14 protein-coding genes are annotated in these 16,370 nt (G+C 71.3%); 5 read left to right on the plus strand and 9 right to left on the minus strand.

All coding sequences use genetic code 11. The features are described 5' to 3' along the window. Positions 1 to 2 precede the first annotated feature (2 nt). On the plus strand, positions 3 to 1,166 hold the full coding sequence (locus Aau02nite_RS27250) for a PQQ-binding-like beta-propeller repeat protein (RefSeq protein WP_246595467.1): 1,164 nt from the start codon (positions 3 to 5) through the stop codon (positions 1,164 to 1,166). A 198-nt stretch (positions 1,167 to 1,364) separates the two neighbouring features. Continuing rightward, the gene (locus tag Aau02nite_RS47475) at positions 1,365 to 4,499 is read left to right on the plus strand and encodes an ATP-binding protein (protein WP_281421035.1); all 3,135 of its coding nucleotides are present in this window, start codon (positions 1,365 to 1,367) and stop codon (positions 4,497 to 4,499) included. Here the strand turns inward: Aau02nite_RS47475 and Aau02nite_RS27260 are convergent. From Aau02nite_RS27260 to Aau02nite_RS27280, 5 genes are all read right to left on the minus strand, one after another. Further along, entirely contained in the window at positions 4,496 to 5,488 is a 993-nt protein-coding gene (locus Aau02nite_RS27260; protein ID WP_212991448.1) for an IS481 family transposase, read from the minus strand. The genes Aau02nite_RS47475 and Aau02nite_RS27260 overlap by 4 nt on opposite strands. A 138-nt stretch (positions 5,489 to 5,626) precedes the next feature. Continuing rightward, positions 5,627 to 6,457: an ABC transporter permease gene (locus Aau02nite_RS27265; RefSeq protein ID WP_212991423.1), complete on the minus strand. Its 831-nt coding sequence runs from the start codon at positions 6,455 to 6,457 to the stop codon at positions 5,627 to 5,629. After that, positions 6,454 to 7,479, minus strand: a complete 1,026-nt coding sequence (locus Aau02nite_RS27270) for an ATP-binding cassette domain-containing protein (protein ID WP_212991424.1) — start codon at positions 7,477 to 7,479, stop codon at positions 6,454 to 6,456. Before Aau02nite_RS27270 ends, Aau02nite_RS27265 begins: the two co-directional genes overlap by 4 nt. A 45-nt stretch (positions 7,480 to 7,524) precedes the next feature. Beyond that, on the minus strand, positions 7,525 to 8,364 hold the full coding sequence (locus Aau02nite_RS27275) for an SDR family NAD(P)-dependent oxidoreductase (protein WP_246595468.1): 840 nt from the start codon (positions 8,362 to 8,364) through the stop codon (positions 7,525 to 7,527). Beyond that, entirely contained in the window at positions 8,361 to 9,791 is a 1,431-nt protein-coding gene (locus Aau02nite_RS27280) for a flavin-containing monooxygenase (RefSeq protein ID WP_212991425.1), read from the minus strand. Before Aau02nite_RS27280 ends, Aau02nite_RS27275 begins: the two co-directional genes overlap by 4 nt. A gap of 38 nt (positions 9,792 to 9,829) precedes the next feature. Here Aau02nite_RS27280 and Aau02nite_RS27285 point away from each other — a divergent pair, with 38 nt between their 5' ends. Further along, positions 9,830 to 10,792: a Dyp-type peroxidase gene (locus Aau02nite_RS27285; RefSeq protein ID WP_212991426.1), complete on the plus strand. Its 963-nt coding sequence runs from the start codon at positions 9,830 to 9,832 to the stop codon at positions 10,790 to 10,792. Here the strand turns inward: Aau02nite_RS27285 and Aau02nite_RS27290 are convergent. The 3 genes from Aau02nite_RS27290 to Aau02nite_RS27300 all read right to left on the minus strand — a co-directional run bounded on the left by Aau02nite_RS27290 (position 10,789) and on the right by Aau02nite_RS27300 (position 12,619). Then, positions 10,789 to 11,400, minus strand: a complete 612-nt coding sequence (locus Aau02nite_RS27290; RefSeq protein ID WP_212991427.1) for a hypothetical protein — start codon at positions 11,398 to 11,400, stop codon at positions 10,789 to 10,791. The two genes, Aau02nite_RS27285 and Aau02nite_RS27290, sit on opposite strands and share 4 nt — an antisense overlap. Positions 11,401 to 11,444: 44 nt before the next feature. Then, positions 11,445 to 12,116, minus strand: a complete 672-nt coding sequence (locus Aau02nite_RS27295; RefSeq protein ID WP_212991428.1) for a DedA family protein — start codon at positions 12,114 to 12,116, stop codon at positions 11,445 to 11,447. A gap of 149 nt (positions 12,117 to 12,265) precedes the next feature. Beyond that, the gene (locus Aau02nite_RS27300) at positions 12,266 to 12,619 is read right to left on the minus strand and encodes a DNA polymerase ligase N-terminal domain-containing protein (RefSeq protein ID WP_246595469.1); all 354 of its coding nucleotides are present in this window, start codon (positions 12,617 to 12,619) and stop codon (positions 12,266 to 12,268) included. Between the two features lie 312 nt (positions 12,620 to 12,931). Between Aau02nite_RS27300 and Aau02nite_RS27305 the strand changes: the two genes are divergently transcribed. Together Aau02nite_RS27305 and Aau02nite_RS27310 are read left to right on the plus strand one after the other, a co-directional pair. Beyond that, positions 12,932 to 14,620: a sulfatase-like hydrolase/transferase gene (locus Aau02nite_RS27305; protein ID WP_246595470.1), complete on the plus strand. Its 1,689-nt coding sequence runs from the start codon at positions 12,932 to 12,934 to the stop codon at positions 14,618 to 14,620. An 84-nt stretch (positions 14,621 to 14,704) separates the two neighbouring features. Further along, positions 14,705 to 14,860, plus strand: coding sequence for a hypothetical protein (locus Aau02nite_RS27310; RefSeq protein WP_203777291.1), 156 nt, complete (start codon positions 14,705 to 14,707; stop codon positions 14,858 to 14,860). A 48-nt stretch (positions 14,861 to 14,908) separates the two neighbouring features. Here Aau02nite_RS27310 and Aau02nite_RS27315 read toward each other — a convergent pair whose 3' ends face one another. Beyond that, a complete protein-coding gene (locus Aau02nite_RS27315; RefSeq protein WP_212991430.1) occupies positions 14,909 to 16,222 on the minus strand; it encodes an alpha-amylase family protein in 1,314 nt (437 codons plus the stop codon). Between the last annotated feature and the right edge of the window lie 148 nt (positions 16,223 to 16,370).

Here is a 16,370-nt window from a genome sequence, read left to right on the forward strand (position 1 = left end):
TTGTGCGTTTCTTCCAGTTCGTACGCAGTTCGCTGCGTACCACCTCCCGTCGTCTACTGACCGTCGGCGCGGCTACCGCCGTCGTCATCGCCTCCGGGGCGGCCCCGGCGCGAGCGGTCAGCGCCAGCCCGGGCAAAGCCCCGCTGTTCAACGGCTCCGTGTACGCGATCGCCTATCGCGGCAGCACCGTGTACGTCGGCGGATCCTTCACCAGCGTCGGCTGGGGCGGGCGGACCTACGAACGGCAGCGGCTCGCGGCCTTCGACGCGTCCTCCGGCGCGCTGCTGAGCTGGTCACCGGCCGCCGACGCCACCGTCCGGGCGCTGGCGGTCACCGGCTCCTCGGTGTACGCCGGCGGCGACTTCCACCGGGTCTCCGGCGTGCGGCGCGACGCGCTGGCCCGGATCGACGCGACCTCGGGCGAGGTGGGCACGTTCTCGCACTCGGTGGCCGGGGCGCCGTACGCCCTCGCGGCCGGCAACGGCCGGCTGTACGTCGGCGGCAGCTTCACCTCCGTCGACGGCACGGCCCGGCACAACCTGGCCGCGTTCTCGCTGACCGGCGGTGGCCTGGACCGCGGCTGGCGGGCCGGCGCCGACGACTCGGTGCACGCCCTGACTCTGGCCGGCTCGCGGCTCTACGCCGGTGGCGCGTTCCACAAGGTCAACGGGGTGAGCGGCACGCTGCGCATCGCCGCCCTGTCGGCCACCAGCGGCGGCGTGTTCAGCGCCTTCCGGCCCAGCGCGCCGGCCCAGGTCAACGCGCTCGCCACGGACGCGAACGGCGTCTACGCGGCCACCGGCGGCCAGGGTGGCAAGGTGCTCGCGTATTCCGCCGGCGGCGCGGTCCGCTGGGCCCGCACGTTCGACGGCGACACCGTGGCCGTCGCGGCGCTGGGCGGCGTCGTCTACGTGGGCGGGCACTTCGACCGGGCGTGCCTGACCAACCGCAACGGCAGCCAGGGGGCGTGCAGCGATGGCGCGGTGAACCGGGTCAAGCTGGCGGCGATCGACAGCCGGGGCGGCCTGACCCCGTGGGCCCCGCAGGCGAACGGGGTGATCGGCGTCCGTGCGCTGGCGGTGGACCGGCCGCAGAGCCGGATCGCGGCCGGCGGCGACTTCACGACCATCAACGGCCAGAACCGCAAACGCCTGACGTTCTTTTAGAGGTTGGGTTTGATGGCTGTGTTTGATGGCTGTGTTTGATGGCCTCGCTTCGCTCGGCGGGGATTGCGCCCCGGGAGGTCGTTGTCGAGGACACCAAAACAGACCACGGCAGAAGGCGCCTAGTCTGTTTTGGCGCCCTCGACAACGACGGGCGCAATCCGGGGTGGGTTGCGGTCGGGACAGTCGGGGGTGGTGGCGGTGCCGGCGATCACCACTCTGGGGGTGCTGGCTGTTGATGGGAAGCCGGTGCGGGGGGAGCGGCTGGCTGCGCTGCTGCGGGAGTTGATCGGGGCTCGGGGACGGGTCGTTTCCACTGTGGCTCTGGTCGAGGCCGTGTGGCAGGGGGATCCGCCGGACGATGTAGCCGGTGCGTTGCAGGCCCTGGTGTCCCGGGTGCGCCGGCTGGGTGTGCCGGTCGACGCGGTGGCCGGCGGTTACCGGGTGCCTGCCGAGCGGGTGGACGTCGACGCGGTCGCCGTACGGATGCTGATCGACAAGGCGCGCGCCGCGACCGATCCGACGGTCGCGCGGGCCGCGGCCGATGAGGCCCGGGCGCGGTTTCCCGAGGTTCCCGAGCTGGCCTCGGCCGCGGACCTCCGGCTCTTCGCCGAGCTGGCCGCGCTGCGGGCCGAGGCCGCGCTGGCCGGGGCCGGTGCGTTCGACGAGGCGGATCTGCGCCGGCTGGTGGGGCACACCCCGCCCGACGAGCCGGCCGCCGCCCTGCTGATCAGGGTCCTGGCTGCCCAGGGCCGGGACGCCGAGGCGCTGGAGGTGTTCGAGCGGCTCCGCGCGGAGCTGGCCGACCGGTACGGCGCCGACCCCTCCCCGGTGCTCGCCGAGGCCCACCTCGCCCTGTTACGCGGTGAGCTGACGGCGGCACCGCACCGGCCGGCCGGCACCCTGCCGCGCGGCTGGCGACGACCGGCGACCGCGCTGGTCGGGCGGGAAGACGACGTGCTCACGGTGACCACCGCGCTGGCCGAGGCGCCGCTGGTGACGATCGTCGCGACCGGTGGGGCGGGCAAGACCCGGCTGGCCGCCGAGATCGCGCGGCGCTCCGCCGGGCCGGTACGGGTGATCGAGCTGGCCGGTCTGCGCGCACCGGAGGAGGTGCTGGCGGCGGTGCTGGCCGTGCTCGGCGGGGCGGAGACGGCTGCCACCGGTCCCCGGCTCACGCTGGAACGGCGGGTGCTGAGCCCGGAGGAACGATGGCGGGCGGTGGCCACGGATCTCGACGGGCTGCTCGTGTTCGACAACTGCGAACACCTGCTCGACGCCGCCGCGGCGGTCGTCGCCGATCTGCTGGCGGCGGCCGGACCGGAGCTGGCGGTGCTGGCCACCAGCCGGGCCCCGCTGGCGCTGGCCGGCGAGGTCGTGCACCGGCTGCCGGTGCTGCCGGACCCCGAGGCGCTCCGGCTGCTGCAGACCCGGGCGCGGGCCGGTGGGGCCGTGCCGACCTGGGACGAGGACCGCGCACTCGCGCTCTGCCACCGGCTGGACAATCTGCCGCTGGCTCTGGAGCTGGCCGCGGCCCGGTTGCGGCACATGCCGATCGACGACGTCCTGGCCGGGCTGTCCGACCGGTTCGCGCTGCTCGACGACGCCCTGCGCGGTCTGCCGGAACGGCACGCCAGCCTGTGGGCGATGGTCGACTGGAGCCGGGAGCTGCTCCGCCCTGACGCCCGCGAACTGCTGCAACGCCTCGCGGTCATCCCGGCCGCGTTCACCGCCGAGCTCGCCGCCGCGGTCGCCGGCCGCCCGGACGTACGGCGCGGGCTGGCCGATCTCGTCGAGCAGTCCCTGGTGCTGCTGGACGGGGAAGGCGGCACCCCGCACTACCGGATGCTCGAGACCGTCCGCGAGTACGGCGAGGCCCGGCTCGGCGCCGACCGGCAGGAGGCCGCCGCCGGGCTGACCGGCTGGGCCCGGGCGCACGCGGTCCGGCTGAACGCGCACTATCTGGGCCCGGGGCAGCTCGACGCGTTCGCGGAGTGCGCGGCCGAGCAGGAGAACCTGCTGGCCGGCCTGCGTTTCGCGATGACACGCCCCGATCAGGCCGCGGCCGTCGACATCGCCGCCGCCCTGGTCCACCTCTGGACCGTGCGCGGACTCCACGTCGAGGTCAGCGCCTGGGGGCGCGAGCTGCTGCAGGCCGACGACCCGGTCGGCCGCCGCCACTCGCCGCTGCTGCACGGCCGGTCGGCCGGTCCGCCGCTGCCCGACGCCGACCGGCTGGCCTGGCTGTGCCTGCTGATCGGGGTCAACGGCGGCATCACCGGTCCGCCCCGCCTCATCGTGCTGGCCCGCCGGGCCCTGCGGCTCCTGCTGGCGGAACGCCCCGCCGAGGTCTCCGCACGGCAGCGCGCGCTGGCGGCGGCGTTGCCCGCGTTCGACTCCTTCGATCCGGAGGAGAGCCTGGCCGGTGCCGTCGCGCTGATCGACCACCCCGACCCGTACGTGCAGGCGATCGGCTACTTCGGCCGGGCGGCGATGCGGGAGAACGGGGGGATGTTCTCGGGCTCGGTCGAGGACGCCGAGCTGGCGTACCGGCGGTTCGAGCTGGCCGGTGACCACTGGGGGATGGCGCTGGCGGCCCAGGCCGCCGGCCACTGGGTCAGCTCCCGCGATGACGCGCGAGCCGCCGTCTGGCTGGCCCGCAGCGTGCGGCACATGGAGCTGCTGGGCGCGACGCAGGACGCCCGGTCCATCCGGGTGCTGCTGGACGTCCAGCAGGCGCTGGCCGGTGACCCGGATGCCGAGCACCGCCTGCGGGCGCTGGCGACCTCCAGGCAGGCCGACGACAACGACGCCGCGCAGGCCTACCTGGGCCTGGCACACCTCGCCTGGCAGCGGCAACGCTACGACGAGGCGCTCGCCTACGGTGACGCGGTCACCCGGACCGTGGCTGCCTCCGCCGATCCCGCGCCGCAGCCGCGGGTCATCTGCCGGGTCGCGGTGGCGGTGCTGCACCTGCGGGTGGCCGAGGCCCAGCCGGCGCCGGAGGCGGATGCGTACGCGGTGACACTGTTGCGGCTCGCCCGGGACGAGGCCCTGACCAACAACGACAATCCGCTGCTGGGGACCTGGGCGTTGGGCGGGGCTGAGCTCGCCGCCGGCCGTGGCGCCGACGAGACCGCGCGTGAACTGTGGGTCCTCGGGATGCGGATCGGCGCCAACATCGGCAACCTGTCCCCGCCCGGCGAGGGCGGTCGGCTCCGTGCGGTCCTCGGCGGGGAGGACGAGCGCCAGAAGATGCTGGCCGCAATGCCGGCGCGGCAGGCGACGACCATCAGCTCCCGGATCCGGGAGCTGATGGACACCCTGCTGGCCTAGATGTGATGTCCAGCCAGGTTGTTCAACCGGGTGATCGGTGGGATCTTGCCGATGGCGGTGTGCGGCCGGTGGTGGTTGTAGTCGTGCAGGAACGCTGGTAGGGCAGCGCGGCGGGCTTTTTCGCTGGTGTAGAGCTTGGCGAAGGCCCAACCGTCGGCCAGGGTGCGGTGGAACCGTTCGATTTTGCCGTTGGTCTGCGGGCGGTAGGGGCGGGTCTTCTTCACGACGATGCCCAGCTCGGTGCAGGTGTCACGCCACAGGTGTGATTTGTAGGCCGATCCGTTGTCCGTCAGCACCCGCCGGGTGCTGACGCCGCGGTCGGCGAACCAGGCAACCGCGCGACGCAGCACACCGGTTGCGGTGATAGCGGTTTCGTCGTCGTGGATCTCGGCGTAGGCCACGCGGGAATGATCGTCGATCACGGTGTGCACGAACGCGGTGCCGAGTACGGGGTTGCGGTACTTGCTGCGCTCGGCGCCGGCGGTCGCGGCTCGGTTCTTACGGCCTTGTTGCCGGCCGAGGTAGCGCCAGCCGCCGCCGTCGGGCACGTTGCCGAGCTTCTTGACGTCGACGTGCAGCATGTCGCCGGGTTGGGCGTGTTCGTAGCGGCGGATCGCCTCGCCGGTGGTGCGGTCGAGGTGACTGAGCCGGTTGGCCTGGTGGCGGGTCAGCACGGCGTGCACGGTCGAGGCGGCCAAGCCGAGCTGGTCGGCGATCGGGACCGGACCGAGGCGGCGCTTGCGGCGCAGATGCAGGATCTTGCGGACCAAGGGCGTGGGGGTGCGGTGGGGCTGGCGGTGCGGTCGTGACGAGCGGTCGTGCAGGCCGGCTTCGCCTTCGGCGCGGTAGCGATCGGCCCACTTTTTCGCGGTGCGCCAGGACACGTCGTAGCGTTCGGCTGCTCGTGCGGGTGACCAGCGGTCTTCGACGATCAGACGCGCCAGCCGCAATCTCGCCCGGACGGTCAGCGCGGCGTTAGCGTGGGACATGAAGGCCTCCAGCCTCGTGCGGTGCTGTCTTAGCAGCTCCACTGCACTGCTGGAGGCCTTCATCTGTTCACCAGATCGATCCAAGATCCTCAGATCGAGTGGTCACAACCCCTCGACCAACGTCCCCGGACATCACACCTAGACCTTCTTCCGGTACGCCCGCAGCGCCAGCGGCATGAACACCACCACGAAGCCGGCGCACCACGCGAGGGTCCACCACACGTGGTTGCCGACCGGTGCGCCGAGGAACAGTCCCCGCATCGCCCCGACCAGGTGGGTCAGCGGGTTGACCTCGACGAAACCCTGCATCCAGCCCGGCAGCGTGCCGGCCGAGACGAACACGTTGGACGCGAAGCTCAGCGGCATGATGAACGCGAACATCAGGCCCTGGACCGCCCCCGGGGTACGGACCTTCATCGACACGAAGACCGGCAGCCAGCTCAGGCACAGCGCGAAGAGCACCGCCAGCGCGCAGCCCGCGACGGCGCTCAGCGGGTCGGTGGTGATCCGGAAGCCCATCACGTAGCCGATCGCCAGCGTGGAGAGCGTGACGATCACGTACCGGACGATGTCGCCGAGCACCGCGCCCAGCAGCGGCGCCGAGCGTGGCACGGGCAGCGACCGGAAGCGGTCGAAGATGCCCTTGGCGATGTCGGTGTTGAGGTTGACCCCGATCGCGATGCAGCCCGTCGCGATCGTCTGCGCCAGGATGCCGGGCAGCAGGAACTGCAGGTAGTCGTGGGTGGAACCGGCGACCGCGCCGCCGAAGACGTACACGAAGATGACCAGGAACAGCACCGGCTGCAGCGTCACGTCGATGAGCGCCTCCGGGGTCCGGGCCGTCTTGATCAGGCTGCGTTTGGCGAGCGCGAAGGAGTGCCGCGCGAGCCGGAACGGCCGGGGGTGCGGCTGCACCGCCGCGGGCATGACCGGCCGGCTGGTGCGGGGTGCGGTGAGCGTCGTGGTCATGCCGCCACCTCTTCCTTGATCGTGGTGGTCGTGGTGTCGTCGTCGGAGGCGGTGCGCCCGGTGAGGGTGAAGAAGACCTCGTCGAGGCTCGGCAGGTGCAGCGAGAGCTCGGTGACCGCGACGCCCGCGGCGGCGAGCCGGGCGACCGCCTCGGTCAGCGCGCTGTCGTCGGTGACCGGCACGGCGAGCATGCCCTTGCGGATCTCGTCGGCGGTGGCCCCCGAGGACACCTCGGAGAGGATCGCGGCGGTCAGGTCGAGCTGGGTGGCGTCGGACGGGCGTACCTCCAGGGTCTGGCCGCCGACCACCCGCTTGAGCCCTTCGGGGGTGTCGTGCGCGATGACCCGGCCGTGGTCGATCACCGTGATGGCGTCGGCGAGCGCGTCGGCCTCCTCCAGGTACTGCGTGGTGAGCAGCACCGTCGAGCCCGCGGCCACCAGCGAGCGGACCACGTCCCACATGTCCTCGCGCTTGGCCGGGTCCAGGCCGGTGGTGGGCTCGTCCAGGAAGATCACGTCGGGGGAGCCGACCAGGCTCGCGGCCAGGTCGAGGCGCCGCCGCATGCCGCCGGAGTACGTCTTGGCCTGCCGGCCGGCGGCGTCGGCCAGGTCGAACCAGTCGAGCAGCTCGGCGGCGCGCCGGCGGGCACCGGCCCGGCCCAGATCGAGGAGCGTGCCGAAGAGCTCGAGGTTCTGCCGGCCGGTCAGGTCCTCGTCGACCGAGGCGTACTGGCCGGTCAGGCCGATCACCTGGCGGACCCGCTCCGCCTCGCGGACGACGTCGAAGCCGCTGATCCGGGCGCTGCCGGCGTCGGGCGTGAGCAGGGTGGAGAGGATGCGGACGGCGGTCGTCTTGCCCGCGCCGTTGGGGCCCAGGACACCGAGCACGGTCCCCCGGGGCACGGCGAGATCGACGCCCTGCAGGGCTTTCGTCGGCCCGAAGTGCTTGACGAGACCTTCGGCCTCGATCACGAGATCAGCTGTGCTTTGGTTCTTTGCTTTGCCGGCGGAGGAGACAGTCATGCAGCCAGGGTGCGCGTGCCCGCTGACACGGCACCGACACGGCGCCTACATGAGGCCGCGCTTGTCGAGCTGGCGCTGGATGACGTTCCAGTACCGGCCCGGGGCGACCCGGGCCAGCACGTCGGCCAGCTTGGCCACCCTGGTGATCACCAGGCGCGGCTTGCGGGCCTGGACGGCGGCCACGATCAGCTTGGCCGCCTCCTCGGGCGGCAGGGTGAGCGCCTTGCGGGTGAACTCGGCGGCCTGTTCGGCCTGCCTGCCGTCCACGTCCGGGCCGCTGAGCCGGGCGCTGGTGGCGATGTTGGTCCGGATGCCGCCGGGGTGCACCACCGTGACGCCGACCTGGCCGGCCAGCTCGTGCCGCAGCGCCTCGGAGAAGCCGCGCACGCCGTACTTGCTGGTCACGTAGGCGACCTGGGTCGGGGGCGCGATCAGGCCGAAGAGGCTGGAGATGTTCACCACGTGTGCGCCCGGCCGGCTGAGCAGCTGCGGCAGGAACGCCTTGGTCGTGCGGATCACGGCGTGCAGGTTGATCTCCATCAACCAGTCGAAGTCCTTCATGCTGACCTGCTCGAACGTGCCGTTAAGGGCCACTCCGGCGTTGTTGACCAGCAGGTCGGCGCCGCCGTGGCGCTCGGCGACCGCGGCGGCCAGATCGAGGCGGTCGCCACCGTCGGACAGGTCCACCACGTGCGTGCTGACCTCCTGCGCGCCGGCCTGGCGGGCCAGCGCGGCCACCCGGTCGAGGCCCTCGGCGTCCCGGTCGACCAGGGCCAGCACGGCCCGGCGCCGGGCCAGGTCGAGGGTGAGCGCGGCACCGATGCCGCTGGCCGCGCCTGTGATGACACACGTGCGCCCGGCGAAGGCGAAGCGTTCCACGGTCATTCTCCCGTCCTGGTCCGGACGAACATCATGTCACCGTCGTCGATCCGGCTCAGTCGCATCCGCGGCATATCGAGCAGATAGTTGTTGAGCATCCGCCAGGCGCGGCGGTCGCTCTGCCGGGGCAGCACGGCGGCGGCGCGCCGGACGTAGCCGGAGGAGAGGTTCATCAGCGGCTCGCCGATGTCGTGGGCGGCGGCGGGCAACCGCGGGGTGGCGATGTCGATCCGGTGCCGGTCCAGGTAGTTGAGCAGCCGGCACACGTAGGTGGAGGTCAGGTCGGCGCGCAGCGTCCAGGAGGCGTTGGTGTAGCCGACGCACCAGGCCAGATTGGGTACGCCGTCGAACATCATTCCCTTGTAGACGTGCAGGTCGTGGGCGTCGATCGGGCGCCCGTCGACGGTCAGCGCGATCTCGCCGAAGGCCACCATGGTCAGCCCGGTGGCGGTGACGATCACGTCGGCATCCAGATGCTCACCGCCGGTCAGCCGGATGCCGTGCGGGGTGAACGCGTCGATCGTCGCGGTCACCACCGAGGCCCGCCCGGCCCGCATCGCGGCGAACAGGTCGCCGTCCGGCACGACGCAGAGCCGCTGGTCCCAGGGGTCGTAGCGGGGGACGAAATGCGGATCCACGGGTACGTCCGCCGGCAGCTGCCGGGCCACGCCGTCGCGCAACACGTTGGCCACCCGGGCGGGCCAGCGCCGCGACGCCTGGAAGAGCGCCCAGGTCAGCAGGACGTTGCGGGCGCGGACCACCCGCGGACCGACCAGCCGCGCGCCGCCCTCCCGGGCCGGCAGGGAGAGCAGATAGCTGGGAGAGCGCTGCAGCATCGTGACGTGCGCGGCCTGCTCGGCCATCGCCGGCACCAGCGTCACCGCGGTCGCCCCGCTGCCGATGATCACCACCCGCCGGCCGGCGTAGTCGAGGTCTTCGGGCCAGTGCTGCGGGTGCACGATCGCACCGGTGAAGCTCTCCCGGCCGGGGAAGTCGGCCTCGTAGCCGCTGTCGTAACGGTAGTAACCGGTGCAGACGTACAGGAAGGAACAGGTCCATTCCTCACCGGTGTCGGTCCGGACGGTCCAGCGGGCTTCCGCGGTCGACCAGGACGCGCCGACCACCCGCCGCCCGTAGTGGATGTGCTTGTCGATGCCGTACTCGGCGGCGGTGTCGCGGAGGTACTCGAGGATGGTGGCGCCGGCCGCGATGGTCTTGGGCTCCCGCCAGGGTCGGAACGGATAGCCGAGGGTGAACATGTCGGAGTCGGACCGTACCCCCGGATAGCGGAACAGGTCCCAGGTCCCGCCGCTGGCCTCCCGGGCCTCGAGGATCGCGTAGCTGCGGCCCGGGCACCGGGTCTGCAGCCGGTAGGCCGCTCCGATACCGGACAGCCCCGCGCCTATGACGAGGACCTCCCTGTGCTCACTCATCTGTCGATTATCGGTGTGCAGGCCCTAGGCTGCGCTCTGTGACTGCGCCTCGATCAGTTGGACCCACCGTCAACCACCAGGCGGTACTCAGCCCGCTGACGGACGCGGCGATCTTTCTCGTCGCAACTGTGCGTGCGGAGGGTGTCCCGGCGGTCCGCGACCTGCTCGAGGATCTGAGCGCCCTGCAGCGGGCGGTCGGCTTCCGGGTGCCCGCAGCGCAGCTGTCCTGCGTCGCCGGGATCGGCTCGCAGTTGTGGGACCGGCTCTTCGCCGGTCCCCGGCCGGCGCAGCTGCACCCGTTCCGGCAGTGGAAGGGCCCCCGGCACACCGCCCCGGCCACCCCCGGTGACCTGCTCTTCCACCTGCGGGCCGGGCAGGTCGACGTCTGCTTCGAGCTGGCCGCCAAGATCGGTGAGCGGCTGCGCGGCGCCGCTGACATCGTCGACGAGACCCACGGCTTCAAGTACTTCGACGAGCGGGACCTGCTGGGCTTCGTGGACGGCACGGAGAATCCGGTCGGCCCGGCCGCCTCCGCCGCGGTCCTGGTCGGCGACGAGGATCCGGCGTTCGCCGGCGGCAGCTACGTCATGGTGCAGAAGTACGTGCACGACATGGCGGCCTGGAACGAGCTGAGCGTCGAGCAGCAGGAGGCGGTGATCGGGCGGACCAAGCTCGACAACATCGAGCTGGCCGACAAGCCGGCGAACTCGCACGTCGCGCTCAACACCGTCGAGGACCCGGACGGCAACGAGCTGAAGATCCTGCGGGACAACATGCCGTTCGGGTCGGTCGCGGCCGGTGAGTTCGGCACCTACTACATCGCGTACGCGGCCACCCCGGACGTGCCCGAGCTGATGCTGCGCCGGATGTTCCTCGGTGACCCGTACGGCAGCCACGACCGCATCCTGGACTTCTCGACGGCCCGGACCGGCTCGCTGTTCTTCGCGCCGACCGGCGATTTCCTCGACGACCTGCCGCCCGCCCCGGGCGTACCGGGCTAGCGGATCAGCCGGGCGGCCTTCGCGGTCTTGCGGGCTGCTGTGCGCCGCGCGGTCTGCGTGGCCTCGTCCGGCTTCTCCGGTGGCGGATCCGCCACCGGCGACCGCCGTGACGATCGGGCGGGCGCGGCGCCGTCGGCTGCCTTGCTGTCCGTGGTCCTGGTCTCGACCGGACGGGACGACGGCACGGCGGGCGCACGTTCGGGGGCGGGCTCGAGCTCCTTGCCGGCAGCCGGCCGGGACGCGGACCGGTCCTTCTCCTTCTCCCGGCGGACCAGCTCGGCCAGCACTTCCTTGTCGTACCTGGCTTCGGCGAGGTCGGCCTTGGCCCGTGCCCGTCCGGCCTTCGCAACGGCCCTCCGGCGGTCCTTGGCCAGCTCGGCGCGGCGCTGCTCGGCGGCCTTCAGGCTCCGCTTGAGCCTTTTCGCCTCCTCGGTAGCCCGGCGCAGTGCTTGCTGCTGTTGCTCGGCCAGGCTCGTCAGGGTCTCGAGCTGCCGATCGATGTCGGTCACCGCGGCCTCGGCCGCGGTGGCGGCGGCACTCGCGGTGCCGGCCTTGTCGCGGCGGCGGTCCAGTGGTTGGGCGGTCGTGGTCACATCCATCACTCCCATCCGGTGTCACCCTTCGACGTACCCGAACGGGTGTCCGGCAACCATCAGGCCGGGGCGTCCTCGACGGTGACCGGCGCGTCGGCCTCGCGGGCGCGGCGCCGGCGGATGCGCCGCATGTGCAGCCAGACGTACGTGCCGACCGCGATCACCCCCACCCCGATCGCCCAGTACAGGTATTTGTGCAGATGATTGATGATCTCGACCAGGTGGGTGCCGAGCAGGTACGACACCGTGCACCAGAAGCCCACCCAGAGCGCCGCACCGATCGCGTTGTAGATCAGGAACGTGCGCCAGGGCATCGCCGTGATGCCCGCGATGACGCCGTTGAGCTGGCGCAGGCCGTCGATGAAGCGGGCCACCACGACGATCCGGTTGCCCCGGCGGGCGAAGAACCTCTCCGCGCGTTCCAGGCGGGCCGGGGTGATGAAGATGTACTTGCCGAAGCGGTGCACGGCCTTGCGCCCACCGCGGACTCCGATCCAGTAGCCGACGTTGTCACCGAGCACGGCGGCGACGAAGGAGATGGCGGCGACGGCGAAGATGTCCAGCCGGCCCCAGCTGGAGTAGATCGCCGCGGCGACCATGATCGTCTGCCCGGGAGCGGGGACCCCGAAGCTCTCGACGCCGATCACACCAGCAATGGCCAGATAGCCCCACCGGTCCAGAATGGGAGCCACGCTGTGCAGGAAACTGGGCAGATCGTCGGCGGGGGGCATGGGTTGAGCGGTCTCCCGTCGTCGGCGTCGGGGCTTGCGGCCCCCGGCTCAACCGTATCCACCCGGGGGGATCACAAACCCGAGGGTGCCCCGGACGATGGTCGCACCGTGCTGTCCGGCCTGTGGACAACTTGTGGACAACTGTGGATTCAGGCCGCCGGCTGGTCTTTGGTGAGGTGGGCCAGCCAGCTCGTGCCACCCGTGTGGATCAGCGCGTAGCGCCGGGCCGGGCCGCGGCCGTGCAGCGTGAAGAGCAGCCGGCGGTCGTTGCTGTCCTCCGGCTGCCACCAGCCGATATCCGCGATGAACTTGTGCTCGTCGGTGTAGGTGAGGTGGTCCAGGGCGTGGTCCGGCACGGCGATGGCGAGCCGGTTGCGCGCCGGGTCGGTCGGCAGCCCGCGCGGCAGGGCCCAGGATCGCAGCACCCCGTCCTGCTCCAGGCGCAGGTCGAAGTGCGGCCGCGGCTTGCGGTGGTCGTGCAGGACGAAGGCCGGTTCGGTCACGGCCGGGGGCTCGTTCATCTCCTGGCGATTGAACTACATCCCGCCGAGATCCGTTCCCCTCTTCGGGATGTCCCGGAGGAGGGCCAAGTCTTGTCTGGTTCGGTACGCGAAGCACTCGCTTCCCGTTTTGGTCGCCCGGCTCGGGAGCCGGAGGTCACGGCATCCGCGGATCCCGTGGTGACCGCGGAGCCCGTGGTGACCGCAGATCCGGAAGCGACCGCAGGCCCGGAAGCGACCGCAGAACCGGAAGCGACCGCAGAACCGGAAGCGACCGCGGCTCCCGAAGCGACCGCGGATCCGGAAGCGGCCGCGGTGACCGACGGCGAGACCCCGGCCGCGGCCCAGCGTGGCCGGCTGCGCACGATCGCGGGGCACGTCCTGACCGTGTCGGCCATCGTCCTGATCTTCGGCGCGCTGATCATGCCGAACATCCTCAGCCGGTTCGAGCGGCCCGGCACCTACCTGCGCCTGCCCATCGAGGGTTTCGTCGCCGTCGGCCTGGTCATCCTGCTGCCCGGGCGATGGAAGCGGATCGCCGCGGCTGTCCTGGGTGCGGGCCTCGCCGTGATCACCATCGAGAAGATCACCGACATGGGGTTCTACGCGATCCTGTCCCGGCCCTTCGACCCGGTGCTCGACTGGGTGCTCTTCGACGACGCCAAGGCGTTCCTCGCGGACTCGGCCGGCGAGGCCGGCGCGACCGGCGCGCTGATCGGCGTGATCGTGCTGATCATCGCGATCGTCGCCCTGATGAGCCTGGCCGCCATGCGGATCACCCGAGTCGCCGCCCGGCACCGCCGGGCCACCTTCGGCACCGCCCTGACCGGTACGGCCGTCTGGGTGGTCCTGCTCGCCCTCGGCGTCCAGATCTTCGACGACATCCCGATCGCCGCCCGCAGCTCGGCGATGTACGTCTGGGACCGCGCCCACATGGTCAAGGGTGGCCTGAACAACGAGAAGGAGTTCAACCGGCTCGCCGCCACCGACGCGTTCGCCGGAACGCCCACTGATCAGCTCCTCACCGGCCTGCGGGGCAAGGACGTCATGGTCTTCTTCGTGGAGAGCTACGGGCGCTCGGCCATCGAGGATCCGGCGCTCAACCCGGGCACGACGGAACTGCTGGCCGAGAGCACCGACACCCTGAAGAAGGCCGGCTATGTCTCCAGGAGCGGCTGGCTCGGCTCACCCACGGCCGGCGGCGGCAGCTGGCTGGCGCACTCCACCCTGCTGTCCGGGCTGTGGATCGACAAGCAGAACCGTTACCGCAACCTCACGTCGAGCAACCGGTTGACCCTGACCAGCGCTTTCAAGAAGGCCGGCTTCGACACCATGAGCGTCATGCCGGGCGCCACGCGGGCCTGGCCCGAGGGCAACTTCTACGGCTACAACAAGGTCTACGACTCCCGCAACACCGGCTACCAGGGGCCGGCCTTCAGCTGGGCGCCCCAGCCGGACCAGTACACCCTGTCGTGGTTCGAGAAGAACGTGCACGGCCCGGACCACGATCCGCTGTTCGTCGAGATGCCGCTGGTCTCCAGCCACACGCCCTGGGCGCCGCTGCCGCAGTTCATCGACTGGGACGACGTCGGCGACGGCTCGGTCTACAAGCAGATCCATCAAGAGGGCAAGAAGGTCAAGCAGGTCTGGCGGGACCCGGTGAAGTTGAAGCGCGAGTACTCCCGTTCGATTCAGTACACCCTCACCACCCTGGTCTCCTGGCTCGAGGTCTACGGCGACGAGGACACCGTGATGGTCTTCCTCGGCGACCACCAACCGTCGGCCATGATCGTCGGCGACGGTGCCAGCCGGGACGTGCCGATCACCATCCTGGCCAAGGACCGGGCTGTCATGGCCAGGACGGCGGACTGGGGCTGGACCGACGGCGTCAAGCCGGACCCGAAGGCCCCGGTCTGGCGGATGGACGAATTCCGCGACCGGTTCCTGACCACCTTCGGCCCCTCGGGGGAGGTCAACCGGGGGCTCGCGCCGCCGCAGCGCTGAACCGGTTTTGGGGTGTGATTGGAAATCGAGCGCCCTGGGTATCTAGGGGTCGGCGGAAAGGCCGCCGATGAACGGAGTCCCCCCATGTTGATCCTCGGTCTCATCCTGCTCCTGCTGGGCATCTTCCTGAACGTTTCGATCCTGTACACGATCGGCGCTGTTCTGCTGGTCGTGGGCGCCGTCCTGTGGATCCTGGGCGCCGTCGGCCGGCCGGTCGGTGGACGCAAGGTCTGGTTCTGATCCCTCCGCAGCATTGACAAGAGCGCCCGCCGGAAGGCGGGCGCTCTTTCATGCCTCCAGCACGGCCCAGCCGTTGGCGGGCAGGATCACCGCGGCGTCGGCCGACCCGGCCCGGCGCAATTCGGCGGTGCCATTCAAAATCGATTTCCCGTACGGCACCGGCAGCTCCGCAGCCGCCGCACCGACACTCAGGGCCACGATGACTTTCCGGCTCCCGTCGGCGGCCTCGTAGGCGAACTGCTCGTTGGTCAGGTGCACCGCCCTGGTCCGGGCGTGATGCAGCCAGGGGTGCCGGCGGCGCAACCCGATCAGCTCCTGGTGCAGGTGGTAGAGCGGCCACCCGTACGGCGCCAGGCCGGCCGGCTCGGCGGGGAAGGCGGGCCGGACCGCGTCGTCGCCGTGCTCGCGGTCCTCCTTGACGCCCTGGAAGCCCTGCTCGTCCCCGGCGTAGATCGACGGCGTGCCGCCCACGGTGCACAGCAGCGCGAGGGCGAGCGGCACGTGCCGCTCGTCGGTGAGCTTGCTGGCCAGCCGGGTCACGTCGTGGTTGCCGACGAAGGTCTGCGGCACGAAGCTGTCCAGGAACGTGTTGTGCCGTTCCAGGGTCCAGCTCAGCTCGAAGAAGTTGGCGGCGTTCAGCGCGCTCCAGATGGCCTTCCACAGCTCGTACTGGGTCACCGAGTCCATCGTGGACTTCTGTACGAACTCCGCGTAGTCGCCGTGGATGACCTCGCCCACCACGTACGCGGCGGGGAACTCGGCGCGCACCCGGGGCAGCACCGTCGCCCAGAATTCGGCCGGCACGCCGTACGCCACGTCGAGCCGCCAGCCGTCGGCACCACGCCGCAGCCAATGGGTCATGACCTCGGTCACGTAGTCGGCGACGGCCGGTTCGGCGTGGTTCAGGGCGACGAGGGCATCGTGGCCCTCGAAGTTGTCGTAGCCGGGCCCGCTCCCGCCCGCCGGCCAGGTGAGCCGGAACCAGGAGGCGGTCGGCGCGTCGCGGCCCTGCTCCAGCACGGCCTGGAACGCGGCGTGCCCGCGCCCGACGTGGTTGAACACCCCGTCGAGCAGCACCCGCAGACCGCGGTCGTGCGCGGCGGCGATCAGCGCGTCGAAGTCGGCGTCGGTGCCGAGGCGCGGATCGATCCGGAAGTGGTCGAGCGTGTCGTAGCCGTGGGACTCGGAGGCGAAGACCGGCCCGAGCAGGAGGCCGGAGGCGCCGAGCTCGACGGCGTAGTCCAGCCAGGCGGTGAGTCGTTGCAGTCGGCCGTTCTCGCGGCCCTCGGGATGGGCACCGACGAAGCCCAGCGGATAGACCTGCCACCACACCGCGTGTTCAACCCAGTCCGGCTCGCTCACGACGTCACTCCCTCACGGGTCGAGGATACGCAGAAACGCCGGCCCGAACCGGGCCGGCGTTCAGTCTGCGGTTGCTCAGATGGTCTCGCTGGCGAGCTGCGTGCGCAGCTTCGTCAGGGCCTTGGTGAGCAGGCGGCTGACGTGCATC

Source organism: Actinoplanes auranticolor (assembly GCF_018332655.1).
Taxonomy (GTDB): Bacteria; Actinomycetota; Actinomycetes; order Mycobacteriales; family Micromonosporaceae; genus Actinoplanes; species Actinoplanes auranticolor.